The sequence below is a fragment of the Acidovorax sp. 59 genome, from assembly GCF_002754175.1.
GTDB lineage: Bacteria > Pseudomonadota > Gammaproteobacteria > Burkholderiales > Burkholderiaceae_C > Acidovorax > Acidovorax delafieldii.
Window position 1 is genome coordinate 220279 of record NZ_PEET01000001.1, and the last position, 19166, is coordinate 239444.

The following is a 19166-nucleotide window of genomic DNA, read 5'->3' on the forward strand; positions in this document are numbered from 1 at the left end:
CACGGGTGCACAGAAAAAAGGGACATGGCGATGAACACCTTTGCGCGGGCCATGAGGCACACGGTACTGGCCGCCGCCCTGGCGTTGCTGGCGGGCTGTTCGTCGGTCAAACCCTGGATCAACGAACCCCTGCCTACGGGCGATCAGAACATCCCTGTGCGCAAGTCCGAGCGCGACCCGACCATTCTCGTGGCCGTCACGCTGTCAGGCGGCGGGGCGCGGGCCGCCGCGTTTGGCTATGGCGTGCTGACCGAGCTGCAGCAGACGCGGTTTGTGTGGAACGGCAACCCCACCACCTTGCTGGAAGCCACTGATGTTGTCAGCGGTGTGTCGGGCGGCAGCATTGTGGCGGCCTACTTTGCGGCGCATGGCATCGAGGGGCTGCCACGCTTTGAACAGGACTTTCTGCGCCAGAACTTCCAGAACAGCCTCATCACCCAGGCGCTGCGCCCGGGCAATCTGATCGACCTGACCTCCCCCTGGCTGGGCCGCACGCACCTGCTGGCACGGCGGCTGGACGAGCTGTATGGCGGCCTCACCTTTGGCGACGTGGAGCGGCGCCCGCGCCACCCGCAGCTGTTCATCACCGCCACCGACATGTCGCTGGGCACCGGCTTTGAGTTCACCTGGGAGCAGTTTTCGCTGATCTGCTCAGACCTGCGCAAGGTGCCGCTGTCGTTCGCCGTGGCGGCCTCGTCAGCGGTGCCGCTGCTGCTGAGCCCGATGACGCTCAAGAACTACGCCGACCAGTGCCCCGATCGTCCCTCCCCATCGGTCGCCGCGGCGGCAGCGGGCGACTACCGCGTGCGGCTCAACCGCGCCCATGAACTGAGCTATGTGGATGCGCAGCGCAAGCCCTACATCCATCTGGTCGATGGCGGCCTGGCCGACAACCTGGGGGTGCAGCGCCTGCTGGACCGTGCCCTGGCCAATGGCGGCCTGCGCCAGACCTTCAGCGAGGTCGGCATACCGCCTGCCACCATCCGCAAGCTGGTGCTGATCACGGTAAACGCCGAGCGCGATCCGTCGGTCAACATCGACATGAGCGACAAGGTGCCCAACATGGCGCAGGTGGTGGACGCCCTGCTGTTCGGCACCGGCGCCCGCGCCACGCGCGAGACGCAAGAGTTCTTGCGCGACATCACACGCCAATGGCAGCGCTCGCTGGCGTCAGGCCCCACCGGTGCCAACGACGTGTTCGCGCCCGACGCAGAGATCCACGTCATCCCCGTCAACCTGCGCGACGCCCCCGATGACATCGCACGCCGCCGCCTGCTGCAGGTGCCCACGGCGTTCTCGATCACGTCGGAAGAAGTCACCGACCTGATTGAGGCGGGCGGCAGCGTGCTGCGCCACTCGCCCGAGTTCCGGGCGCTGGTGCAATCGCTGCTCAGCCCCGATCCCCATGCGCCACATGCACCGCCAGCGGGGCTGCAGGCCAAGGACTGAGGGCGCGCGCTCAGGGGCTCTTGACGGCGCTCAGGGACGCGTATCCGGCGCCGGGCTTGTGGGCACGCCCTGCTCCTCGGCAGCCCGCACCTGCGCCGCCATGGCACGCTGGTAGCCGGGCCGCTGCTGCAGCCGCTGCCAATAGGCCTGCGTGGCCAGGCCAAACTGCGCATCCAGCCCCAGGTGCTGCGCTAGCAGCAGCGCATACCCCACCGCCACATCCGCCGCCGTGAAGCGGCCCGCGCACAGGTGCTCGGTGCGGCTGTGGGTCAGGGCCGTCTCTACGGCGCGCAGCCGGGCCAGGAACCAGCGGCTGTAGTCCTCCACCACCTGCGGCTGCCGCCGCTCCGCAGGCTCAAAGCGGCCATAGCGCAGCACTAGCGTCTGCGGAAAGGTCAGCGTGGCATCGCTCATGTGCAGCCAGTTCAGGTAGGCGCCATACGCCGGGTGCGTGGGCGCCACGTCCAGCCCCGCATCCGGGTGTGTGGCCGCGAGGTACTGGCACATCGCGGCGGATTCGGTCATGCGCACATCGCCCTGTACCAGCAGCGGCACCGTGCCCAGCGGGTTCTCGTCCAGAAACCACCGCGCCTTGGCGCGGGGCGGGAAGGGGAGCATGTGGAGCTGGTAGGGCAGTTGCAGCTCTTCGAGCATCCACAGGGGGCGGAAGGAGCGGGCGCTGACGCAGTGGTGGAGGTGGAGCATGTAGTTGGTTCGCCTTGTCGTTCTTTTGGCACTCAACGCCGTTTGGGTGGTACTGGGCTTTGACCTGAATTGGCGGACTGTTGTAGTAGTGGATTCAAGCGCCATTCAAAGCTAAGTTGTCTGGCGGGTAGCGTTGCTACCTAACCGTGTATCCGTTTCGTTCGCGTGTCAGGTTTCCCGACTTTCTCTTGTGGGGATGGAACGAATGGCATAGCCGCTACCCCTGCCCACAATCGCATATGAAAGGGTTGCCCAAACCAGAATCCCGAGCCCAGCTAGGCCGAAGGACGAGTGTGTCTTCAGCGATAGATACACAACTAGAGCCGTACCAACGAGGGCGATTGCGCTTTGTAGCCCCCGTCGAGGTACAACGTACTCTGTTGCCAAGGCGGCAACGGGGTGCCCGTTTTCACGTAACACACATTCAAAAATCCCTCGACGCATGTTCCTAGTGGAAAGCTCCAGCGAATACTTGGATCCGTTCAAGGTGAGCTCGTGCACGGACGTCAGAGCAATCTTTCGCCTCACAGCTACCAGGGCGTCGTTTAAATAAAGTTCCTCCTTACCGGTGAGGGACGAAATCCAGAGAGCGAAACGATTGTCTGCGTGTTGAAACACGAACCAGAGCCCTCCAAAGGTGCTGGCAGACGAAGTTGAAGGAACGCGCTGCGCCATGTGAGTCCTAGCTTTAGTGTGTAGGCGGAGAGTTTCTGGGATTGCAATTTGGCCGCATTGCGAGGCGAATTGCTCTTTTGAGAAGGAGTATTTTGAGGATGCTGAGTAAACGTTCGGATGCAATCAAGGCCGCGATGATCCTGTCTCTCCCGTTGCCAAGTTTAAGTGTCTCGGGCGCCGACTTTGTCTGCATTCGCTAGGTTGTTCACTACACCCTCACCACCCGCCGAAACTCCGCAGGCGACTGCCCCGTCCACCCCCGGAACGCCCGGATAAAACTCTTCTCGTTCTCAAACCCCGCCGCCTCGGCCACCTGTTTGATGGGCCGCTGCGTGCGGTGCAGCAGTTCCACCGCGCGGGTGCGGCGCACCTCGTCTTTCAGGCCTTGCAGCGTGGCGCCTTCTTCCTTCAGCTGCCGGTGCAGTGTGCGCGGCGACACATGCAGCAGCGCGGCCAGCGAATCCGCGCTGTGCTGGGGCAGGGCGTGTGCGGGCTGGCCGGGCAGGGGGGCGGCCAGCAACTGGCGCACGCGCTGCACCAGCAGGCGGTCGCGGCGGTAGTGCAGCACCGTCAGGGGCAGGGCGTGCTGCAGCATCTGGCGCAGGGCCTGCTCGTCCCGGCGCAGGGGCAGGTGCAGATAGCGGGCGTCAAAGTGCAGGGCAGTGCGCGGCGCGTTGAACGTGACGGGGCCTCGGAACAGCACGGCATACGCATCGGCGTGCGGGGGCGCATCAAAGGCAAATTCCGCGGCAATGAGCGGAATGCGCGAGTCCACCATCCAGCAGGCCAGGCCGTGCGCGTTGCGCAATACGGAGACCAGGCAGAACTCGCGCAGCGCACCCAGGTCGCGGGCCTCGGTGATGGCCAGGGTGGCGGTGTCGCCCTGGGTTGTGAGGTGCAGCGCAATGTCGTCCGCCAGCAGACCGTGGTGGCGGCACCAGCGGGCCAGTGCCACCTGCAGCGTAGGCGAGCTGATGCTGGCGCGCGCCAGCATGCCGTAGCTACCCCAGGGCAGGCGGCGGCTGAACCAGCCCAGGGCTTCGTCGTCCAGCTCCTGCATGGCGGCGTCGGAGATCTGCTCCATCTGCCAGGCGGTGATGCGGGCAGTGTCGTCCTGCAGCAGTTGCGGCGCAATCTGTGCCTGGGCCAGGGCCTGGTCGGGGCTCTTGCCGCGCGCTTCGTAGGCCAGGACAATGGCCCGCACGAACGCTATAGGCGTGGCCGCAGGTGCGATGGGCGTGGAGGAGGGGGCTGTAGCGGGTGCGGGCAGGCGGGGAGCGGGTGGGGCGGGCGGTTTCACGCCACAGAGTGTGCCAGCCGTGGCACGATTTGCAACCATTGTGGCAACCCGGCCGGGGCGTGGGCTTCTATGCTTGCCCAAGCTTGCTAATTGCCCGCCCGCCGTGCGCGTTCTGCCTGCGCTGGCCGGATGACCGAGGAGACAAACCCGTGATGACTGCAGCCGCAACACAATCCGTACCGCTGGTGGAGAGCTACGCCCGTGGCGCCACCGATGTTCCCCTGATCGAGCAGACCATCGGCGCCTTCTTTGCCGACATGGTGGCCCGCCAGCCCGAGCGCGAGGCGCTGGTTAGCGTGCACCAGGGCCGCCGCTACACCTACGCTCAGTTGCAGGCTGAAGCCCACCGCTTGGCCAGCGCGCTGCTGGGTATGGGGCTCGCCCCCGGAGACCGGGTGGGCATCTGGTCGCACAACAATGCCGAATGGGTGCTGATGCAGCTGGCCACCGCCCAGGTGGGCCTGGTGCTGGTCAACATCAACCCGGCCTACCGCACGTCTGAGGTGGAATACGCGCTCAACAAGGTGGGCTGCAAGCTGCTGGTGACCATGGCCCGCTTCAAGACCAGCGACTACCTGGGCATGCTGCGCGAGCTGGCGCCCGAGTGGCACCACCAGCAGCCAGGCCAGCTGGGCTCCGTGAAGCTGCCCCACCTGAACACGGTGGTGTGGATCGATGAGGCGGGGCAGGGCGCCGACGAGCCCGGCCTGCTGCGTTTTACCGACCTGCTGGCAAGCGGCAACGCGGCCGACCCGCGCCTGGCGCACATCGCAGCCACGTTGAGTGCCACCGACCCCATCAACATCCAGTTCACCAGCGGCACCACGGGCTTCCCCAAGGGGGCCACGCTCACGCACCGCAATATCCTGAACAACGGCTTCTTCATTGGCGAATGCATGAAGCTCACGCCCGAAGACCGGCTGTGCATCCCCGTGCCGCTGTACCACTGCTTTGGCATGGTCCTGGGCAACCTGGCCTGCCTCACGCATGGCTCTGCCATCGTGTACCCCAATGACGGATTCGACCCGATCACCGTGCTGCAGACGGTGCAGGACGAGCGCTGCACCGGCCTGCACGGCGTGCCCACCATGTTCATTGCCGAGCTGGACCACCCGCGTTTTGCCGAGTTCAACCTGAGCACGCTGCGCACCGGCATCATGGCGGGCTCGCCCTGCCCCACCGAGGTGATGAAGCGTGTGGTGGAGCAGATGAACCTGCGCGAAATCACCATCGCCTACGGCATGACCGAGACCAGCCCCGTGAGCTGCCAAAGCAGCACCGACACGCCGCTGGACAAGCGCGTTTCGACCGTGGGCCAGGTGCAGCCGCACCTGGAGGTGAAGATCGTGGACCCTGACACGGGCGCCATCGTTCCCGTCGGCCAGCGCGGCGAGTTCTGCACCAAAGGCTATTCCGTCATGCACGGCTACTGGGGCGATGAGGCCAAGACCCGCGAGGCCATCGACGACGGCGGCTGGATGCACACCGGCGACCTGGCCACGATGGATGCCGAGGGCTATGTGAACATCGTCGGCCGCATCAAGGACATGGTGATCCGTGGCGGCGAAAACATTTACCCGCGCGAGATCGAAGAATTTTTGTACCGCCACCCGCAAGTGCAGGACGTGCAGGTGGTGGGTGTGCCCGACCAGAAGTACGGTGAGGAGCTGTGCGCCTGGATCGTCGCCAAGCCCGGCACCCAGCCCACCGAAGACGACATCCGCGCCTTCTGCAAGGGCCAGATTGCGCACTACAAGGTGCCGCGCTACATCCGCTTTGTCACCAGCTTTCCAATGACGGTGACGGGCAAGATCCAGAAGTTCAAGATCCGCGACGAGATGAAGGACCAGCTGGGCCTGGAAGAACAGAAAACCGCTTGAAAGAGCCACAACGTATGACCATTCTCGACACCCAACTCAATGCCCGCTCGGCGGACTTTCTGGCCAACGCCGCCGCCATGCGCACGCTGGTGGATGACCTGCGCGCGCAGCTCGACAAGGTCGCCCAGGGCGGCGGTGAGGCGGCCCGCGCCAAGCACACGGCGCGGGGCAAGCTGCTGCCGCGCGAGCGCGTGCAGATACTGCTGGACCCGGGAACGCCGTTCCTCGAACTGGCGCCGCTGGCCGCGCTCAACATGTACAACAACGACGCGCCCAGCGCGGGGCTCATCGCGGGCGTTGGCCGCGTGAGTGGCGTGGACTGCATGATCGTGTGCAACGACGCCACGGTGAAGGGCGGCACCTACTACCCGCTCACCGTCAAGAAGCACCTGCGCGCGCAGGAAGTGGCGCAGCAGAACCACCTGCCCTGCATCTACCTGGTGGACTCGGGCGGTGCCAACCTGCCCAACCAGGACGAAGTCTTTCCTGACCGCGACCACTTCGGCCGCATCTTCTTCAACCAGGCCAACATGAGCGCCATGGGCATCTCGCAGATCGCCGTGGTCATGGGATCATGCACGGCGGGTGGTGCCTACGTGCCGGCCATGAGTGACGAGTCCATCATCGTCAAGAACCAGGGCACCATCTTCTTGGGGGGGCCCCCGCTGGTGAAGGCCGCGACGGGCGAGGTCGTGACGGCCGAAGACCTGGGCGGCGGCGACGTGCACACGCGCCTTTCGGGTGTGGCCGACCACCTGGCGCAGAACGACATGCACGCGCTGCAACTGGCACGCAATGCAGTGCGCAATTTGAATAAAAACAAGCCGCAGGCGCCCGCAGATCATGCACCGGTAGCTCCTAAATTCGCAGCAGACGAGCTGTACGGCGTGATCCCCGTGGACACGCGCAAGCCGTTTGACGTGCGCGAGATCATTGCGCGCATCGTGGACGGCAGCGAGTTCGACGAGTTCAAGGCGCGCTACGGCACCACGCTGGTCACGGGCTTTGCACGCATCGAAGGGATGATGGTCGGCATCATCGCCAACAACGGCATTTTGTTCAGCGAGTCGGCCCTCAAGGGTGCGCACTTCATCGAGCTGTGCTGCCAGCGCAAGATCCCGCTGGTGTTCCTGCAGAACATCACCGGCTTCATGGTGGGCCGCAAGTACGAGAACGAAGGTATAGCCCGCAACGGCGCCAAGATGGTGACGGCCGTGGCCACGGCCAGCGTGCCCAAGTTCACCATCATCATCGGCGGCAGCTTTGGCGCAGGCAACTACGGCATGTGCGGCCGCGCGTACTCGCCCCGCTTCCTGTGGATGTGGCCCAATGCGCGCATCAGCGTGATGGGCGGCGAGCAGGCCGCAGGCGTGCTGGCCACGGTGAAGCGCGACGGCATCGAAGGCAAGGGCGGCCAGTGGAGCATGGAGGAGGAGGAAGCCTTCAAGGCCCCCATCCGCCGTCAGTACGAGGACCAGGGCCACCCCTACTACGCCACTGCGCGCTTGTGGGACGACGGCGTGATCGACCCGGCCGACACCCGCCGTGTGCTGGCGCTGGGGCTGGCCGCCACGCGCAATGCGCCCATTGAAGACACCAAGTTCGGCCTGTTCCGCATGTGAGGGGCTGCAGAGATGCGCGTGTCTTGTGGACTGTCTTGGGGTGTGGCGTTGGCGGTGCTGGCCAGTGCCGCGCATGCACGGGTGGTGGAGGAGCAGATCGATGTGCCCGTGCAGGTCAAAAACCCCTGGGGCAAGCAGATCGCCCAAGACATCCGCGTGACGGTCTGGTCCGACGACACCAACCCCCGGCCCGCGCCGATTGCACTCATCAACCACGGTCGCGCACCGGATGCGCAAGGCCGGGCCAGCCTGGGGCGGGCGCGTTATACCGATGCATCGCGCTACCTGCTGCGCCGTGGCTTTGTGGTGGCCGTGCCGACCCGCGTGGGCTATGGCGTGAGCGGTGGCGAAGACGTGGAGGACACGGGGGCCTGCAACAACCGCAACTACGCGCCAGGGTTCGACGCCGCAGCCGTGCAAATCCTGGCCGCCCTGAACGCCATGCGCCAGCGGCCGGACGTTGCACCCGACAGGGTGTTGGTGGTCGGGCAGTCGTTCGGTGGCGCCAGCACCGTGGCCCTGGCTGCGATGAATCCGCCCGGAGTGGTTGCGGCCGTCAACTTTGCAGGCGGCAGTGGCGGCGACCCCAAGGGCCGGCCCCAGAATCCCTGCTCGCAGCCTGCGCTGGAACGCACTTTTCAGGCCTACGGTGCGCAGGCCAAGGTGCCCATGCTGTGGATCTACACCGAAAATGACATGTACTTCGGCCCCCAGTTGCCGCGCCAGTGGCACGCTGCGTTCACCAAGGCGGGCGGCAAGGCGAGCTTTGTGCAGTTTCCGCCGCATGGCGAAGACGGGCATTCCCTCTTCACGCGTTTCCCGCAGGTGTGGCAGCCCGCCGTGTCCGAGTTTCTGGATGCGAACGGGTTCCCCGCCGCCATTGCGCGTTGACTTGTCTGCCATGACGTTCGCTATCTACCTCTCTCCTCGCAAGGCCTTCGCCGCGTTGGCTCTTGTTGTCGCCTGCGTTGGCGTCTGCACTGGCGCCGCACGGGCCCAGTCGCCCGCTGGAGAGCCTGCGGCGCTGCACCAGGTGGAGTTGCCTTTGCCTTCCGGTACCGTGCTGCGTGCCCATTGGTGGCCAGCGCCCCAGCCATCATCCGCGCAGGCCAGTGCGTCTGTACAGCCGGCCGTTCTGGCGCTGCATGGCTGTGGAGGCCTGTATGCCAAGGCGGGCGTGCTGTCTTCCCGCTACCGTGAAACGGCCGAAACGCTGCACGCCGCAGGCTATGCCGTGCTGATGCCGGATAGTTTCGGATCGCGCGGGCTGCGTGATGTGTGCCAGATCCGCTACAGCGACCGCAGCCTGAACGTGAACGACCGCGTGCAAGACGCGCGCGCGGCCCTGGTGTGGCTGGCCGCGCAGCCCGGCGTGGATGCGCGGCACATCGGCGTGATGGGCTGGTCCAACGGCGGCACCACCACGTTGAATTTGCTGGTGCAGCGGCTCACCCACCCGCGCGAGGGTGAGCCGACGCTGGCCGGTGCTGCGGTTTTCTACCCCGGCTGCGGGCCGTTGCTCAAACACCAGGCCGTGGCAGAAAGTGTTCCGCTGCTGATGCAGCTGGGTGCGCTGGACGACTGGACCCCACCCCAACCCTGCGTGGACTGGGCCGGCGCGCTGAAGGCCCGCGCTGGCAGCGACGTGACGGTGCACGTGTACGAAGGCAGCTACCACGGCTTTGATGGCACTGCGCCCATGCGCCTGCGCGGCGATGTGCCCAATGGCACGTCGGCCCACGGTGTGCACCAGGGCGGAAACCCCACAGCGCGCGTTCAGTCGCTGGCCGCGCTGCAATCCTTCTGGAAACGGGTGTTGGGCACCCCGACCGCGCCATGAACGCCACCGACCATTTCACCCAACTCGCACGCTACAACCAGTGGGCCACTGCTCGCCTGCTCGACGCAGTGGCGGAGGTACCAGGGGACGACTACCGGCGCGATGTGGGCCTGTTCTTCAAAAGCATCCACGGCACGCTCAACCACCTGCTGGTGGGCGAGCACCATCTGTGGTTCGTGCGCTTTGCCGAAGGCACCTCGCCCAAGGTGGCGCTGGATGCCGAGCTGGAACCCGACCGCGCGCAGCTGGATGCCCGGTTGCGCGAAGGCGCTGCCCGCTGGGCACCGTTGATTGCGTCGTTCTCGCCTGATCGCTGGAGCGGCACGCTCGACTACACCACCATGCGTGGCAAGGCGGCATCGCTGCCGTTTGCGGCCACGCTGGCGCATGTGTTCAACCACGGAACGCACCACCGGGGTCAGATCACTGCGGCATTGACCGCGCTGGGCCAGCCCTGTCCCGAGCTGGACTTCGTCTACTTTCTGCAAAACCCGTCCAAGCCATGAGCATCCAGAACCTTTCCATCACTCAGACCGGCGCCGTGGCGCGCATCACGCTCACGCAGCCTGAAATTCGCAACGCCTTCAGCGATGAGGTCATTGCCGAGATCACCGCCGCCTTCAAAGATGTGGGTGGACGTGCCGATGTGCGCGCCGTGGTGCTCGCCGCAGAAGGCCCTGCCTTTTGCGCCGGTGCCAACCTCAACTGGATGCGCCGCATGGCCGACTACACGCGCGACGAGAACATCGCCGACGCGGGCAAGCTGGCCGAGATGCTGCGCGTGATCTACGAATGCCCCAAGCCAACCATCGCCCGCGTGCAGGGCGATGTGTACGCCGGTGGCATGGGCTTGGTGGCCGCGTGCGACATGGCCGTGGCCGTGGACACGGCAGGCTTTTGCCTCAGCGAGGTGAAGCTGGGGCTCATCCCCGCCACCATCAGTCCCTATGTGATCCGTGCCATGGGCGCACGCGCTGCGCACCGCTACTTCCTCACGGCCGAGCGTTTTGGCGCGGACGAAGCCTTGCGCATTGGGTTTGTGCACGAGGTCGTGGTCGCTGACCAGCTCGACACCAAGGTGGACGAACTGCTCAAGGCCCTGACCAGCGCCAGCCCCAACGCCGTGCGCGTGTGCAAGAAGCTGGTGATGGATGTGGCTGAGCGCGAAATCAATGCCGGGCTGATTGCCGCCACGGTGCAGGGCATTGCCGAAATCCGCGCCAGCGATGAGGGCAAGGAAGGCGTGCAGTCCTTCCTCAACAAGCGCAAACCCGCCTGGTTGGGCTGATCAGTACAAGCAGGCCATGGACACCCTCTGGTTCAACGTCGTGCAGTGGCTCCACACGCTGGGGCTGCATGTGGATGGCGGCACCGCGCGCGCCGTGGGCGACGCGGCAGCCACAGCAACTGCGAAGCTCGACATGCCCAGCCTGCTGGCGCTGGCCGCCGCACTGGGCTGGGCCAGCGGGTTCCGGCTTTATGCCGTGGTGTTCCTGGTCGGCATGATGGGCGTGCTGGGCTGGATGCCCCTGCCGCCAGGCCTGGCGATGCTGCAGCACCCGCTGGTGCTGATGGTCAGCGGCTTCATGCTGATGGTGGAGTTTTTTGCCGACAAGGTGCCCTGGGTGGACAGCGCCTGGGATGCCATCCATGCCTTCATCCGCGTACCTGCGGGCGCTGCGTTGGCCTACGGCGTGTTCGGTGCCGACAACGCGACCATGGCCGTGGTGGCGGGACTGCTGGGCGGCTCGCTCTCTGCCACGGCCTTGGCCACCAAGATGACCACGCGCGCTGCGGTGAACACCTCGCCCGAGCCGTTTTCCAACTGGGGGCTGTCGTTCTTTGAAGACGGCCTGGTGGTGGCCGTGGTCTGGCTGGCCACGCAGCACCCGGTGGCCTTTGGCATCGCGCTGGTGGTGATGGTGGCGGTGTCGGTGCTGCTGATGGTGGTGCTGTTCAAGTTTCTGCGCGCCGTGGTGCGGCGCCTGTCCTCTTTCTTTTCTGGTTCTGCCAAGGTGGCTTAAACATGTTCAACAAGATCCTTATTGCAAACCGTGGTGAAAACGGTTGCTTAGCAACCGTTTCGACAAATCGCATGGCACGCGTAGCGTGCGCAGGCGATCTCGCCGCAGGAGGGCGCAATGTTTAAAAAAATCCTGATTGCCAATCGCGGCGAGATCGCCTGCCGCGTCGCCGCCACGGCCAAGCGCCTGGGCGTGAAAACCGTCGCCGTGTACTCCGACGCCGACGCCAACGCCAAACACGTGGCCGTGTGCGACGAGGCCGTGCACATCGGCGGCAGCGCGCCCAAGGACAGCTACCTGCGCTGGGAGCGCATCATCGAGGCCGCCAAGGCCACGGGCGCGCAGGCCATCCACCCTGGCTACGGTTTTCTGAGCGAGAACGAAGACTTCGCCAAGGCCTGTGCCGACGCGGGCCTGGTTTTCATTGGCCCCCCCGCCAGCGCCATCAATGCCATGGGGCTGAAGGCCGAGTCCAAGCGCCTCATGGAGCAGGCACAGGTGCCCCTGGTGCCCGGCTACCACGGTGCTGACCAGGACCCGGCGCTGCTGCAGCGCGAGGCCGACCGCATTGGCTACCCCGTGCTCATCAAGGCCAGCGCGGGCGGCGGCGGCAAGGGAATGCGTGCGGTGGACAAGAGCGAAGACTTTGCCGCCGCGCTCGAGTCGTGCAAGCGCGAGGCCATCAACAGCTTCGGCGACGACGCGGTGCTGGTCGAAAAATACGTGCAGCGCCCCCGCCATATCGAGATCCAGGTGTTCGGCGACACGCACGGCAACTGCGTGTACCTGTTTGAGCGCGACTGCTCGGTGCAGCGCCGCCACCAGAAGGTGCTGGAAGAAGCGCCCGCCCCCGGCATGACGCAGGAGCTGCGCGCCCGCATGGGCGAGGCCGCCGTGGCCGCAGCACGGGCGGTGAACTACGTGGGCGCGGGCACGGTGGAATTCATCGTCGAGCAGCCCGGCGGCTACGACGCTCCCGAGCAGATGAAGTTCTACTTCATGGAGATGAACACCCGCCTGCAGGTGGAGCACCCCGTGACCGAGGCGATCACCGGCCTCGACCTCGTGGAGTGGCAACTGCGCGTGGCCTCAGGCGAGCCCTTGCCGCTCAAACAGGAAGACCTGCGTATCCAAGGTCACGCCATCGAGGCGCGCATTTGCGCTGAGAACCCCGACAACAACTTCCTGCCCGCCACCGGGGCGCTCAACGTGTACGCGCTGCCCGAGTGTGTGACCTTCGAACGGGGCGCGGTGCGCGTGGATTCCGGCGTGCGCCAGGGCGATGCGATCAGCCCGTTCTACGACTCCATGGTGGCCAAGCTCATCGTGCACGGCGACACGCGTGCGCAAGCCCTGGCCCGGCTGGATGAGGCGCTGGCCCAGACCCACATCGTGGGCCTGGCAACCAACGTGCAGTTTTTGCGCCGCGTGGCCCGCACCGAGGCATTTGCCAGCGCCAAGCTGGACACCGCGCTGATCCCGCGCGAGCAGGCGGTGCTGTTCCACCAGGAGCCCGTGGGCTTGCCCCTGGCGGCTGCTGCCGCCGTGGCTCAGACCCTGCTGCGCGAGCGCGCCAGCGAGGGCGTGGACCCCTTCAGCCGCCGCGATGGTTTTCACACCCATGGCGTGGTGCAGCGCCGGTTTGAGTTCGAGTTTGGTGGTGAGCACGCCAAGGCGCTGCTGACCTACGAGCGTGGTGGCAGCCTGCATCTGGCCGTCGGCGAAGGCGATGCCGCAGTGGCCGGGCCGTTGGTGTTCAGCGCTGTGGGGCAGGGCATCGAATTGCAGTTTGCAGGTCAGCGCACGCGTGCGGCTGTGTATGCCCAGGGCGAGGTGGACCACGTATTCACCCCGCTGGGCGCCACGCAGATCACTGCCATCGACCTGCTGGCCCACGCGGGCGAGGCTGCGGCCGAAGGCGGGCGCCTCACAGCACCGATGCCTGGCAAGGTGGTGTCGTTTGCCGTGAAGGCGGGCGACGCCGTGACCAAGGGTCAACCGCTGGCAGTGATGGAAGCCATGAAGATGGAACACACCATTGCTGCCCCTGCGGACGGTGTGGTGCAGGAACTGCTGTATGCGCCGGGCGACCAGGTGACCGAGGGGGCAGAACTGCTCAAGCTGGTAGCCGTCGACAAGGCCTGAGCCCCCGCAGTGTCCCGAGTCGTCTGCAGGTGACAGCGCAGGGGGCCCAATGCGGCTACGCTTGGGCCCCATGAAAATCACCTTTTGTTGTACCGACACCAAGGCCGAACCCTGGCTGCAGGGCCTGGCCGCCGCGCTGCCCGGCGCTGAGATTTCCGTGTGGCAACCCGGCGCCCCGCAGGCCGACTATGCCGTGGTCTGGGCACCACCCCAGCGGTTCATGGACGAACAGCCAGCGCTCAAAGCCCTGTTCAACATTGGCGCGGGGGTGGATGCCCTGCTCAAACTGCGCCTGCCTCCCGAGGCCCTGGTGGTGCGCCTGGACGACGCAGGCATGGCCGTGCAGATGGCCGAGTACGTGTGCCACGCGGTCATCCGCCACTTCCGCGAGTTTGACGGCTATGAGGCCGACACCCAGGCGGGCCGCTGGGGCTACCGCAAGCCGCGCCTGCGCAGCGATTACCCCATCGGCGTGATGGGCCTGGGCGTGCTGGGCGAGCGGGTTGTCAAGGCGCTGGCGCAGTTTGAATTTCCCATCAACGGCTGGAGCCGCAGCCCCAAGGCCATCGACGGCGTGCGCGCGTTTGCGGGTGCGGACCAGTTCCAAGATTTTCTGGCCGCGAGCCGCGTGCTGGTCAACCTGCTGCCGCTCACGCCCGATACGGCCAACGTGATCAACAAGGACACGCTCGCTCGCCTGCAGCCGGGTGCCTACGTGATCAATGTGGCGCGCGGCGCTCACCTGGTGGACGAAGACCTGCTGGCCGCCATTGACAGCGGCCATGTGGCAGGCGCCACGCTCGATGTGTTCCGCACCGAGCCGTTGCCCGCAGGCCATGCGTTCTGGACGCACCCGCGCATCACCGTCACGCCCCACACCTCGGCGCGCACGCTGCGCGACGAGAGCATTGCCCAGATCGCACGCAAGATGGTGGCGCTGGAGCACGGCGAGACGGTGGCGGGCATCGTGAACCCCGCGCGAGGCTACTGAGGCCGCCGGTCCACGCGCTCGCCAGCGTGGAGAATGGCAGGCATGAGCACCTCCACCTTCCGCCGCTTCTTTGGCCTTTTGGGCTGGATCCTGCTGGTGCCCAGCGCCTTGACCGCGCTGGGTGCGGCGTGGTTATTGGCCTCTGGCATGAACATGCTGGGCGACACGCACACCGCCAAGGGCCGGGTGGTGGCGCATGAAGAAATCATGACAGGCCCATCCCACCGCCGGGGGCTTGCCAAGAAAAGCATTGTGGAGTTTGTGGCGGGCGATGGGCGGAGATTCCGGTTCACAGACTCGGTCGCACGCCAGCAGCAGGCCATCCACGAGGTGGGTGAGACCGTCTCGGTGCGCTACTCCGCCCAAGACCCGTCGCAGGCCGAAATCAGCAGCTCCACCGCCGTGAAGATCGTGACCGGTACGGTGATGCTGCTGTCCAGTGCCATTGGCATGGCGCTGGGCTGGCTGTTGCTGCGCTTGCGACCCAGGTCTGTCGCATAGCCCTCTGTGCGCGGGCACAGAGGGTGTGCCTTTTCAATCCACCGTCACGCCGGCATCGCGCACCAGCTTGCCCAGGCGCTGCGCGTCGGCCTTGATGAGCGCCCCGAAATCTGCCGCCGTGCCCCCCACCGCAGGCGTGCCAATGGCTTCCCATTTGGCGCGGAAGGCGGGTTCCTTGAAGATCGCATTCACCGTGGCGTTGAGCTTGTCGACGATGGCTTGCGGGGTGCCAGCGCGCACCGCAATGCCATGCCAGCCGGTGATCTGGTAGCCCGTAATGCCAGCCTCCGCCATGGTGGGCACATTGGGCAGCACCTTGGCACGTTCGCTGGAGGTGACGGCCAGCGGGATGAGCTTGCCCGCCTGGATGTGGGGCAGGGAGCTACCGACGATGTCGAACATCACGTTCACCTGTCCGCCGATCAGGTCGTTGAGCGCGGGGCCAGCGCCCCGGTAGGGGATGTGCCCCATCTTCACGCCCGCTGTGGTGTTGAACAGCTCACCCGCCAGGTGCTGCGGGGTGCCGTTGCCGGCCGAGGCGTAGCTCAGCACCGGCTTGCCGGCCTTGGCCATGGCCAGGAACTCGGCAAACGTCTTGACGCCCAGCGAGGGATGCACTTCCAGCACCAGCGGGAATGCCGACAGCTGGATCACCGGAGCCAGATCGGTCAGCGGGTTGAACGGCATGCTGGCGTACAGCGAGGGGTTGACCGCCATCGGGCCGCTGGCGGCCAGCAGCAGCGTGTGGCCGTCCGCTGGCGCCTGTTTGGCCACCTCGGCGCTGCCGGTGTTGCCACCGGCGCCGCCCTTGTTGTCCACCACCACAGGTACACCCAGGCGGCTTTGCAGCTCGGGCTGCAGCATGCGGGCCATCAGGTCGGTGGGTCCACCGGGCGGGTAGGGCACCACAAAGCGGATGGTCTTGCTGGGGAAGGCGGTGGCGGCCGTCTGCGCCGCAGCGTGACCTGCGATGCCCAGGGCCAGGGGCACGGCAAGGGCTGCGTGCAGCACGGCGCGCCGGGCGCCGCGATGCGTGGATAAGGAAAGGTGGCGGTGGTGCATGTCTGTCTCCTGTGGGGATGGATAAAGCCCGTCTGCTGCGGGTTGATGTCAATGGATGGGGAGCACGATGAAGTGGTGCCGCTCAGCCTGCGCCAAAGCGCTGCCGGATGTCGGCGGCGGTGGCCAGCGGGCGGCCCAGTGCGGCGGCGGCTTCGACGGCCTGGCGCACCAGCGCGGTGTTGTCGGGGGCCACGCTGCCGTCCTTGCACAGCAGGTTGTTTTCAAACCCCACGCGGGCGTGGCCGCCAAACACGGCGGCTGCGGCCACGCAGGCGTTCTCTGCCGCCCCGAAGGCGCACACGGCCCAGGGCTCGTTGCCGTCATGGGCGTTCAGAAACGGCAGCAGGTCGCGCGGGCTGGAGGTCTGGCCCGCGCTGTAGCGGCCCAGCACAAACAGCAGGAACCAAGGCGCATCCGGCACCACGCCACTGGCGCGCAGTGCCTGCCAGCGGCGCAGGTCGGCCACGTCATACAGGATGACCTGCACCATGGTGCGGCGCTGGGCGACGCCAGTGAAGAAGCGCTGCAGTCCGGCTTCGCCGATCTCGGGCTTGTCTACTTCGCGCAGTCCGATGGACACGGCCTCGGGTTGCAGGGCCTCCACCATGGCGATCTGCGTGGGGGCCTGGTACACGCCTGCGGCTTCACTGGTGATCTGTATGACCATCGCGTCGCCCACGGCCTGGCGCACCACGCGCTGCGCCTCGCGGTAGCCCTCCACGTCGAGGCTGTGGCGGCCTTGTGCATCGCGGATGTGCATGTGCAGCATGGCCGCGCCGGCATGAAGGCAGGCCTTGGCCGTGGTGGCCAGCGTGGCCGGTGTGATGGGCACGGCGGAGTGGTCGGCGGGCTGCTTGTAGGCGCCGTTGGGCGCCACGGTCACGATCAGTGGGTCAACCCACTGGCTGGCAATGGTGGGTGATGCGGGCGATGCACTCATGCGCGGGCTCCCGTGGTCGTTGGGGTGCCCGTCTGTGACGTATTGGTGGGGGGCTCAATGGTGGGCAACTCGCTGGCAAGCAAAGCCAGGCCCTGGCGCAGCAGCGTGTCGTAGCGCGCGCGTTCTGCCCGCTTGCGGTCTTCGGGCCAGTCAAAAAAGCCCTTGCCCGTCTTCATGCCGAGCTGACCCTGCGCCACCTTGTCGCGCAGGGCCTGGGCGGGCACGTCGGTGTTCGACAGCGTGGGGTACATGGTGGCGGCTGCGGCGGTGTGCACCTCAATGCCTGCGTGGTCGCGCTGCAGCACCGGCCCGGCCGCCAGAAAGCGGAAGCCAAAACCAAAGCGCACGGCGGCGTCCACGTCCTCCGGCGAGGCAATGCCTTCGTCGATGAGCGCAAAGGCCTCGCGCGAGAGCGCATGCTGCATGCGGTTGGCCAGAAAACCCGGCTTATCCTTCTTGACCAGCACCGGTACGCTGCCGCAGCCGCGCATGAAGGCGTGCAGCCAGGTGCCCAGGGCCGGGTTGCTGCGCTCGCCCAGCACCACCTCCACCAGCGGCACCAGGTGGGCGGGCATGAAGAAGTGCAGGCCCAGCATGCGCTGCGCCGTGGTCAGCCCCTGGGCGATGGCACTGATAGGAAACCCCGAGCTGTTGCTGGCCAGCACGGCGTTGGGGGGCGCCACGGTTTCCAGATCGGCAAACAGCTTTTGTTTGGCGGCCAGTTGCTCGGTGATGCATTCCACCACCAGCACCACGCCGGTCCAGTCCACATCCTGCAGGCTGGCGCACACCTGCACCGGGCCGGCGTGGGTGGCCTGGCCTGCGGCGGCCAGCTCCTGGGCGATGTGGGGCAGCAGGTGGTCGCGGCGGGCGGCGTGGGGGTCCACCACCGTGACCTGCGCGCCGCCACGGGCCAGGACCACGGCCACATCGGCCCCCATGGTGCCTCCGCCTACCACCACGGTGCGCGCGCTGCGCGGCGAACTGTTCTCCATCGTGTCTCCTTGTTGCTCTTAACCTGCTCAAGCGGTGTGCTTGCGTTGAATTCAGTCTAGGGGGCTCGCATTGCGCGGTCCAGACGTCTTTTTCGATAGACTGATCAGCTATGAAGATCAATTGGTCCGCCCGCGAGGTGGATGTGTTCCTGTCGTTGGCCGAGACGCTGAGTTTTCGGCGCACGGCCTTGCAGATGCACCTGTCGCAGTCGGCGGTGTCGGGCACGGTGGCGCGGCTGGAGGAGATGCTGGACGTGCGCCTGTTCGAGCGCACCACGCGCACCGTGCAACTCACGCTGGCGGGCGAGGTGTTTGCCGAGCAGGCGCGGTTTCTGCGCCACCAGATGGAGGAGACCGTGCGCCGCGTGCAGGAGGTGGCGCAGCTGCAGGTGGGTCGCATTGCGCTGGCGGCGCTGCCGTCGCTGGCAGCCGGGGCAGTGCCCCGCGCGTTTGCCCGGTTCGCCACACAGCACCCGGGCGTGCAAATGGAGCTGATCGACAGCCTGGCGGGCCCGGCGTTTGACATGGTGCGTGCCGGGCGCGTGGACTTTGCCCTCACCGCCGCCAACCCCGCCTATGCGGACCTGGACTACACCCCGCTGGTGTCCGATCGGTTTGTGCTGCTGATGCAGCGCACGCACACCCTGGCCCGTGGGCGGGGTGCCATCGCCTGGGCCGAGGTGGCCGAGCTGCACCACATCTCCATGCCTGCGGGCACCAGCGTGCGGCAGTACGCGCAAGAGGCCTTGCTGACGCATCGCATCCGCTTTGAACCCCGCTACGAGGTGGAGCACCTGGCCACCATTGCGGCCATGGTGGCGGCGGGGCTGGGTGTGAGCGCGCTGCCCGAGCTGGCCGCCCAGGTGGTGCGCCGGCCCGAGGTGGTTACACGCCCGCTCAAGGCGCCCGTGCTGCACCGGCCCATCGGGCTGATCACGCTGCGCGGGCGGCCGCTGTCGCTGGCGGCGCAGGCCATGGTGGCCTTGCTGCGGCAGGAGGTCGAGGGTGATCACACCCGGGCTGGCTGATGGCGCGTC

The 19166-nt window shown here is 66.5% G+C and carries 17 protein-coding genes; 12 read left to right on the forward strand and 5 right to left on the reverse strand.

Annotation, left to right across the window (positions count from 1 at the left end; translation table 11 throughout):
- Positions 1–24 precede the first annotated feature (24 nt).
- Positions 25–1449, forward strand: a complete 1425-nt coding sequence (locus CLU87_RS01110) for a patatin-like phospholipase family protein (protein WP_233193677.1) — start codon at positions 25–27, stop codon at positions 1447–1449.
- 30 nt (positions 1450–1479) lie between these two features.
- Here the strand turns inward: CLU87_RS01110 and CLU87_RS01115 are convergent, their stop codons facing one another.
- Complete coding sequence (locus CLU87_RS01115; protein ID WP_099729211.1) at positions 1480–2154, reverse strand: glutathione S-transferase family protein; 675 nt, start codon at positions 2152–2154, stop codon at positions 1480–1482.
- 883 nt (positions 2155–3037) lie between these two features.
- The gene (locus CLU87_RS01120; protein ID WP_199170772.1) at positions 3038–4168 is read right to left on the reverse strand and encodes an AraC family transcriptional regulator; all 1131 of its coding nucleotides are present in this window, start codon (positions 4166–4168) and stop codon (positions 3038–3040) included.
- 113 nt (positions 4169–4281) lie between these two features.
- On the opposite strand from CLU87_RS01120, the gene CLU87_RS01125 reads away from it, so the two are divergent.
- The 10 genes from CLU87_RS01125 (at position 4282) to CLU87_RS01170 (ending at position 15132) form a co-directional block, all read left to right on the forward strand.
- A complete protein-coding gene (locus CLU87_RS01125; protein WP_099729212.1) occupies positions 4282–6009 on the forward strand; it encodes an AMP-binding protein in 1728 nt (575 codons plus the stop codon).
- A 14-nt stretch (positions 6010–6023) separates the two neighbouring features.
- On the forward strand, positions 6024–7631 hold the full coding sequence (locus tag CLU87_RS01130) for a carboxyl transferase domain-containing protein (RefSeq protein ID WP_099729213.1): 1608 nt from the start codon (positions 6024–6026) through the stop codon (positions 7629–7631).
- 18 nt (positions 7632–7649) lie between these two features.
- Entirely contained in the window at positions 7650–8522 is an 873-nt protein-coding gene (locus CLU87_RS01135) for an alpha/beta hydrolase family protein (RefSeq protein ID WP_369804282.1), read from the forward strand.
- Positions 8523–8532: 10 nt separating this feature from the next.
- Positions 8533–9471, forward strand: coding sequence for a dienelactone hydrolase family protein (locus CLU87_RS01140; RefSeq protein ID WP_158236053.1), 939 nt, complete (start codon positions 8533–8535; stop codon positions 9469–9471).
- Entirely contained in the window at positions 9468–9977 is a 510-nt protein-coding gene (locus CLU87_RS01145; protein WP_099729216.1) for a DinB family protein, read from the forward strand. The genes CLU87_RS01140 and CLU87_RS01145 overlap by 4 nt, the downstream gene beginning before the upstream one ends.
- Complete coding sequence (locus tag CLU87_RS01150; RefSeq protein WP_099729217.1) at positions 9974–10759, forward strand: enoyl-CoA hydratase/isomerase family protein; 786 nt, start codon at positions 9974–9976, stop codon at positions 10757–10759. The genes CLU87_RS01145 and CLU87_RS01150 overlap by 4 nt, the downstream gene beginning before the upstream one ends.
- Before the next feature lie 16 nt (positions 10760–10775).
- Positions 10776–11495 carry a DUF4126 domain-containing protein gene (locus CLU87_RS01155; RefSeq protein ID WP_099729218.1) on the forward strand — a complete coding sequence of 240 codons (720 nt, stop codon included), beginning with the start codon at positions 10776–10778 and terminating at the stop codon, positions 11493–11495.
- A gap of 117 nt (positions 11496–11612) precedes the next feature.
- Complete coding sequence (locus tag CLU87_RS01160; RefSeq protein WP_099729219.1) at positions 11613–13640, forward strand: acetyl/propionyl/methylcrotonyl-CoA carboxylase subunit alpha; 2028 nt, start codon at positions 11613–11615, stop codon at positions 13638–13640.
- A gap of 70 nt (positions 13641–13710) precedes the next feature.
- Positions 13711–14631 (forward strand): glyoxylate/hydroxypyruvate reductase A, encoded by a 921-nt coding sequence (locus CLU87_RS01165; protein ID WP_099729220.1) that lies wholly within the window; start codon positions 13711–13713, stop codon positions 14629–14631.
- Positions 14632–14673: 42 nt separating this feature from the next.
- Positions 14674–15132, forward strand: a complete 459-nt coding sequence (locus CLU87_RS01170; protein WP_099729221.1) for a DUF3592 domain-containing protein — start codon at positions 14674–14676, stop codon at positions 15130–15132.
- Positions 15133–15165: 33 nt separating this feature from the next.
- On the opposite strand, the gene CLU87_RS01175 is transcribed toward CLU87_RS01170, so the two are convergent.
- The 3 genes from CLU87_RS01175 to CLU87_RS01185 all read right to left on the reverse strand — a co-directional run bounded on the left by CLU87_RS01175 (position 15166) and on the right by CLU87_RS01185 (position 18129).
- Positions 15166–16194 (reverse strand): tripartite tricarboxylate transporter substrate binding protein, encoded by a 1029-nt coding sequence (locus tag CLU87_RS01175; protein WP_099729222.1) that lies wholly within the window; start codon positions 16192–16194, stop codon positions 15166–15168.
- Positions 16195–16276: 82 nt separating this feature from the next.
- Positions 16277–17134, reverse strand: coding sequence for a 3-keto-5-aminohexanoate cleavage protein (locus tag CLU87_RS01180; protein ID WP_099729223.1), 858 nt, complete (start codon positions 17132–17134; stop codon positions 16277–16279).
- Complete coding sequence (locus tag CLU87_RS01185) at positions 17131–18129, reverse strand: 3-hydroxyacyl-CoA dehydrogenase family protein (RefSeq protein ID WP_099729224.1); 999 nt, start codon at positions 18127–18129, stop codon at positions 17131–17133. The genes CLU87_RS01180 and CLU87_RS01185 overlap by 4 nt, the downstream gene beginning before the upstream one ends.
- Positions 18130–18239: 110 nt before the next feature.
- On the opposite strand from CLU87_RS01185, the gene CLU87_RS01190 reads away from it, so the two are divergent.
- Positions 18240–19157: a LysR family transcriptional regulator gene (locus tag CLU87_RS01190; RefSeq protein ID WP_099729225.1), complete on the forward strand. Its 918-nt coding sequence runs from the start codon at positions 18240–18242 to the stop codon at positions 19155–19157.
- Positions 19158–19166 lie beyond the last annotated feature (9 nt).

Bases quoted from the DNA above. Each gene is read 5' to 3' on its own strand.
- CLU87_RS01155 (WP_099729218.1), top strand. From the start codon at position 10,776: ATGGACACCCTCTGGTTCAACGTCGTGCAGTGGCTCCACACGCTGGGG.
- CLU87_RS01120 (WP_199170772.1), bottom strand. From the start codon at position 4,168: ATGGTTGCAAATCGTGCCACGGCTGGCACACTCTGTGGCGTGAAACCG.
- CLU87_RS01160 (WP_099729219.1), top strand. From the start codon at position 11,613: ATGTTTAAAAAAATCCTGATTGCCAATCGCGGCGAGATCGCCTGCCGC.
- CLU87_RS01130 (WP_099729213.1), top strand. From the start codon at position 6,024: ATGACCATTCTCGACACCCAACTCAATGCCCGCTCGGCGGACTTTCTG.
- CLU87_RS01180 (WP_099729223.1), bottom strand. From the start codon at position 17,134: ATGAGTGCATCGCCCGCATCACCCACCATTGCCAGCCAGTGGGTTGAC.
- CLU87_RS01185 (WP_099729224.1), bottom strand. From the start codon at position 18,129: ATGGAGAACAGTTCGCCGCGCAGCGCGCGCACCGTGGTGGTAGGCGGA.
- CLU87_RS01150 (WP_099729217.1), top strand. From the start codon at position 9,974: ATGAGCATCCAGAACCTTTCCATCACTCAGACCGGCGCCGTGGCGCGC.
- CLU87_RS01175 (WP_099729222.1), bottom strand. From the start codon at position 16,194: ATGCACCACCGCCACCTTTCCTTATCCACGCATCGCGGCGCCCGGCGC.
- CLU87_RS01190 (WP_099729225.1), top strand. From the start codon at position 18,240: ATGAAGATCAATTGGTCCGCCCGCGAGGTGGATGTGTTCCTGTCGTTG.
- CLU87_RS01170 (WP_099729221.1), top strand. From the start codon at position 14,674: ATGAGCACCTCCACCTTCCGCCGCTTCTTTGGCCTTTTGGGCTGGATC.
- CLU87_RS01140 (WP_158236053.1), top strand. From the start codon at position 8,533: ATGACGTTCGCTATCTACCTCTCTCCTCGCAAGGCCTTCGCCGCGTTG.
- CLU87_RS01165 (WP_099729220.1), top strand. From the start codon at position 13,711: ATGAAAATCACCTTTTGTTGTACCGACACCAAGGCCGAACCCTGGCTG.
- CLU87_RS01115 (WP_099729211.1), bottom strand. From the start codon at position 2,154: ATGCTCCACCTCCACCACTGCGTCAGCGCCCGCTCCTTCCGCCCCCTG.
- CLU87_RS01125 (WP_099729212.1), top strand. From the start codon at position 4,282: ATGACTGCAGCCGCAACACAATCCGTACCGCTGGTGGAGAGCTACGCC.
- CLU87_RS01110 (WP_233193677.1), top strand. From the start codon at position 25: ATGGCGATGAACACCTTTGCGCGGGCCATGAGGCACACGGTACTGGCC.
- CLU87_RS01145 (WP_099729216.1), top strand. From the start codon at position 9,468: ATGAACGCCACCGACCATTTCACCCAACTCGCACGCTACAACCAGTGG.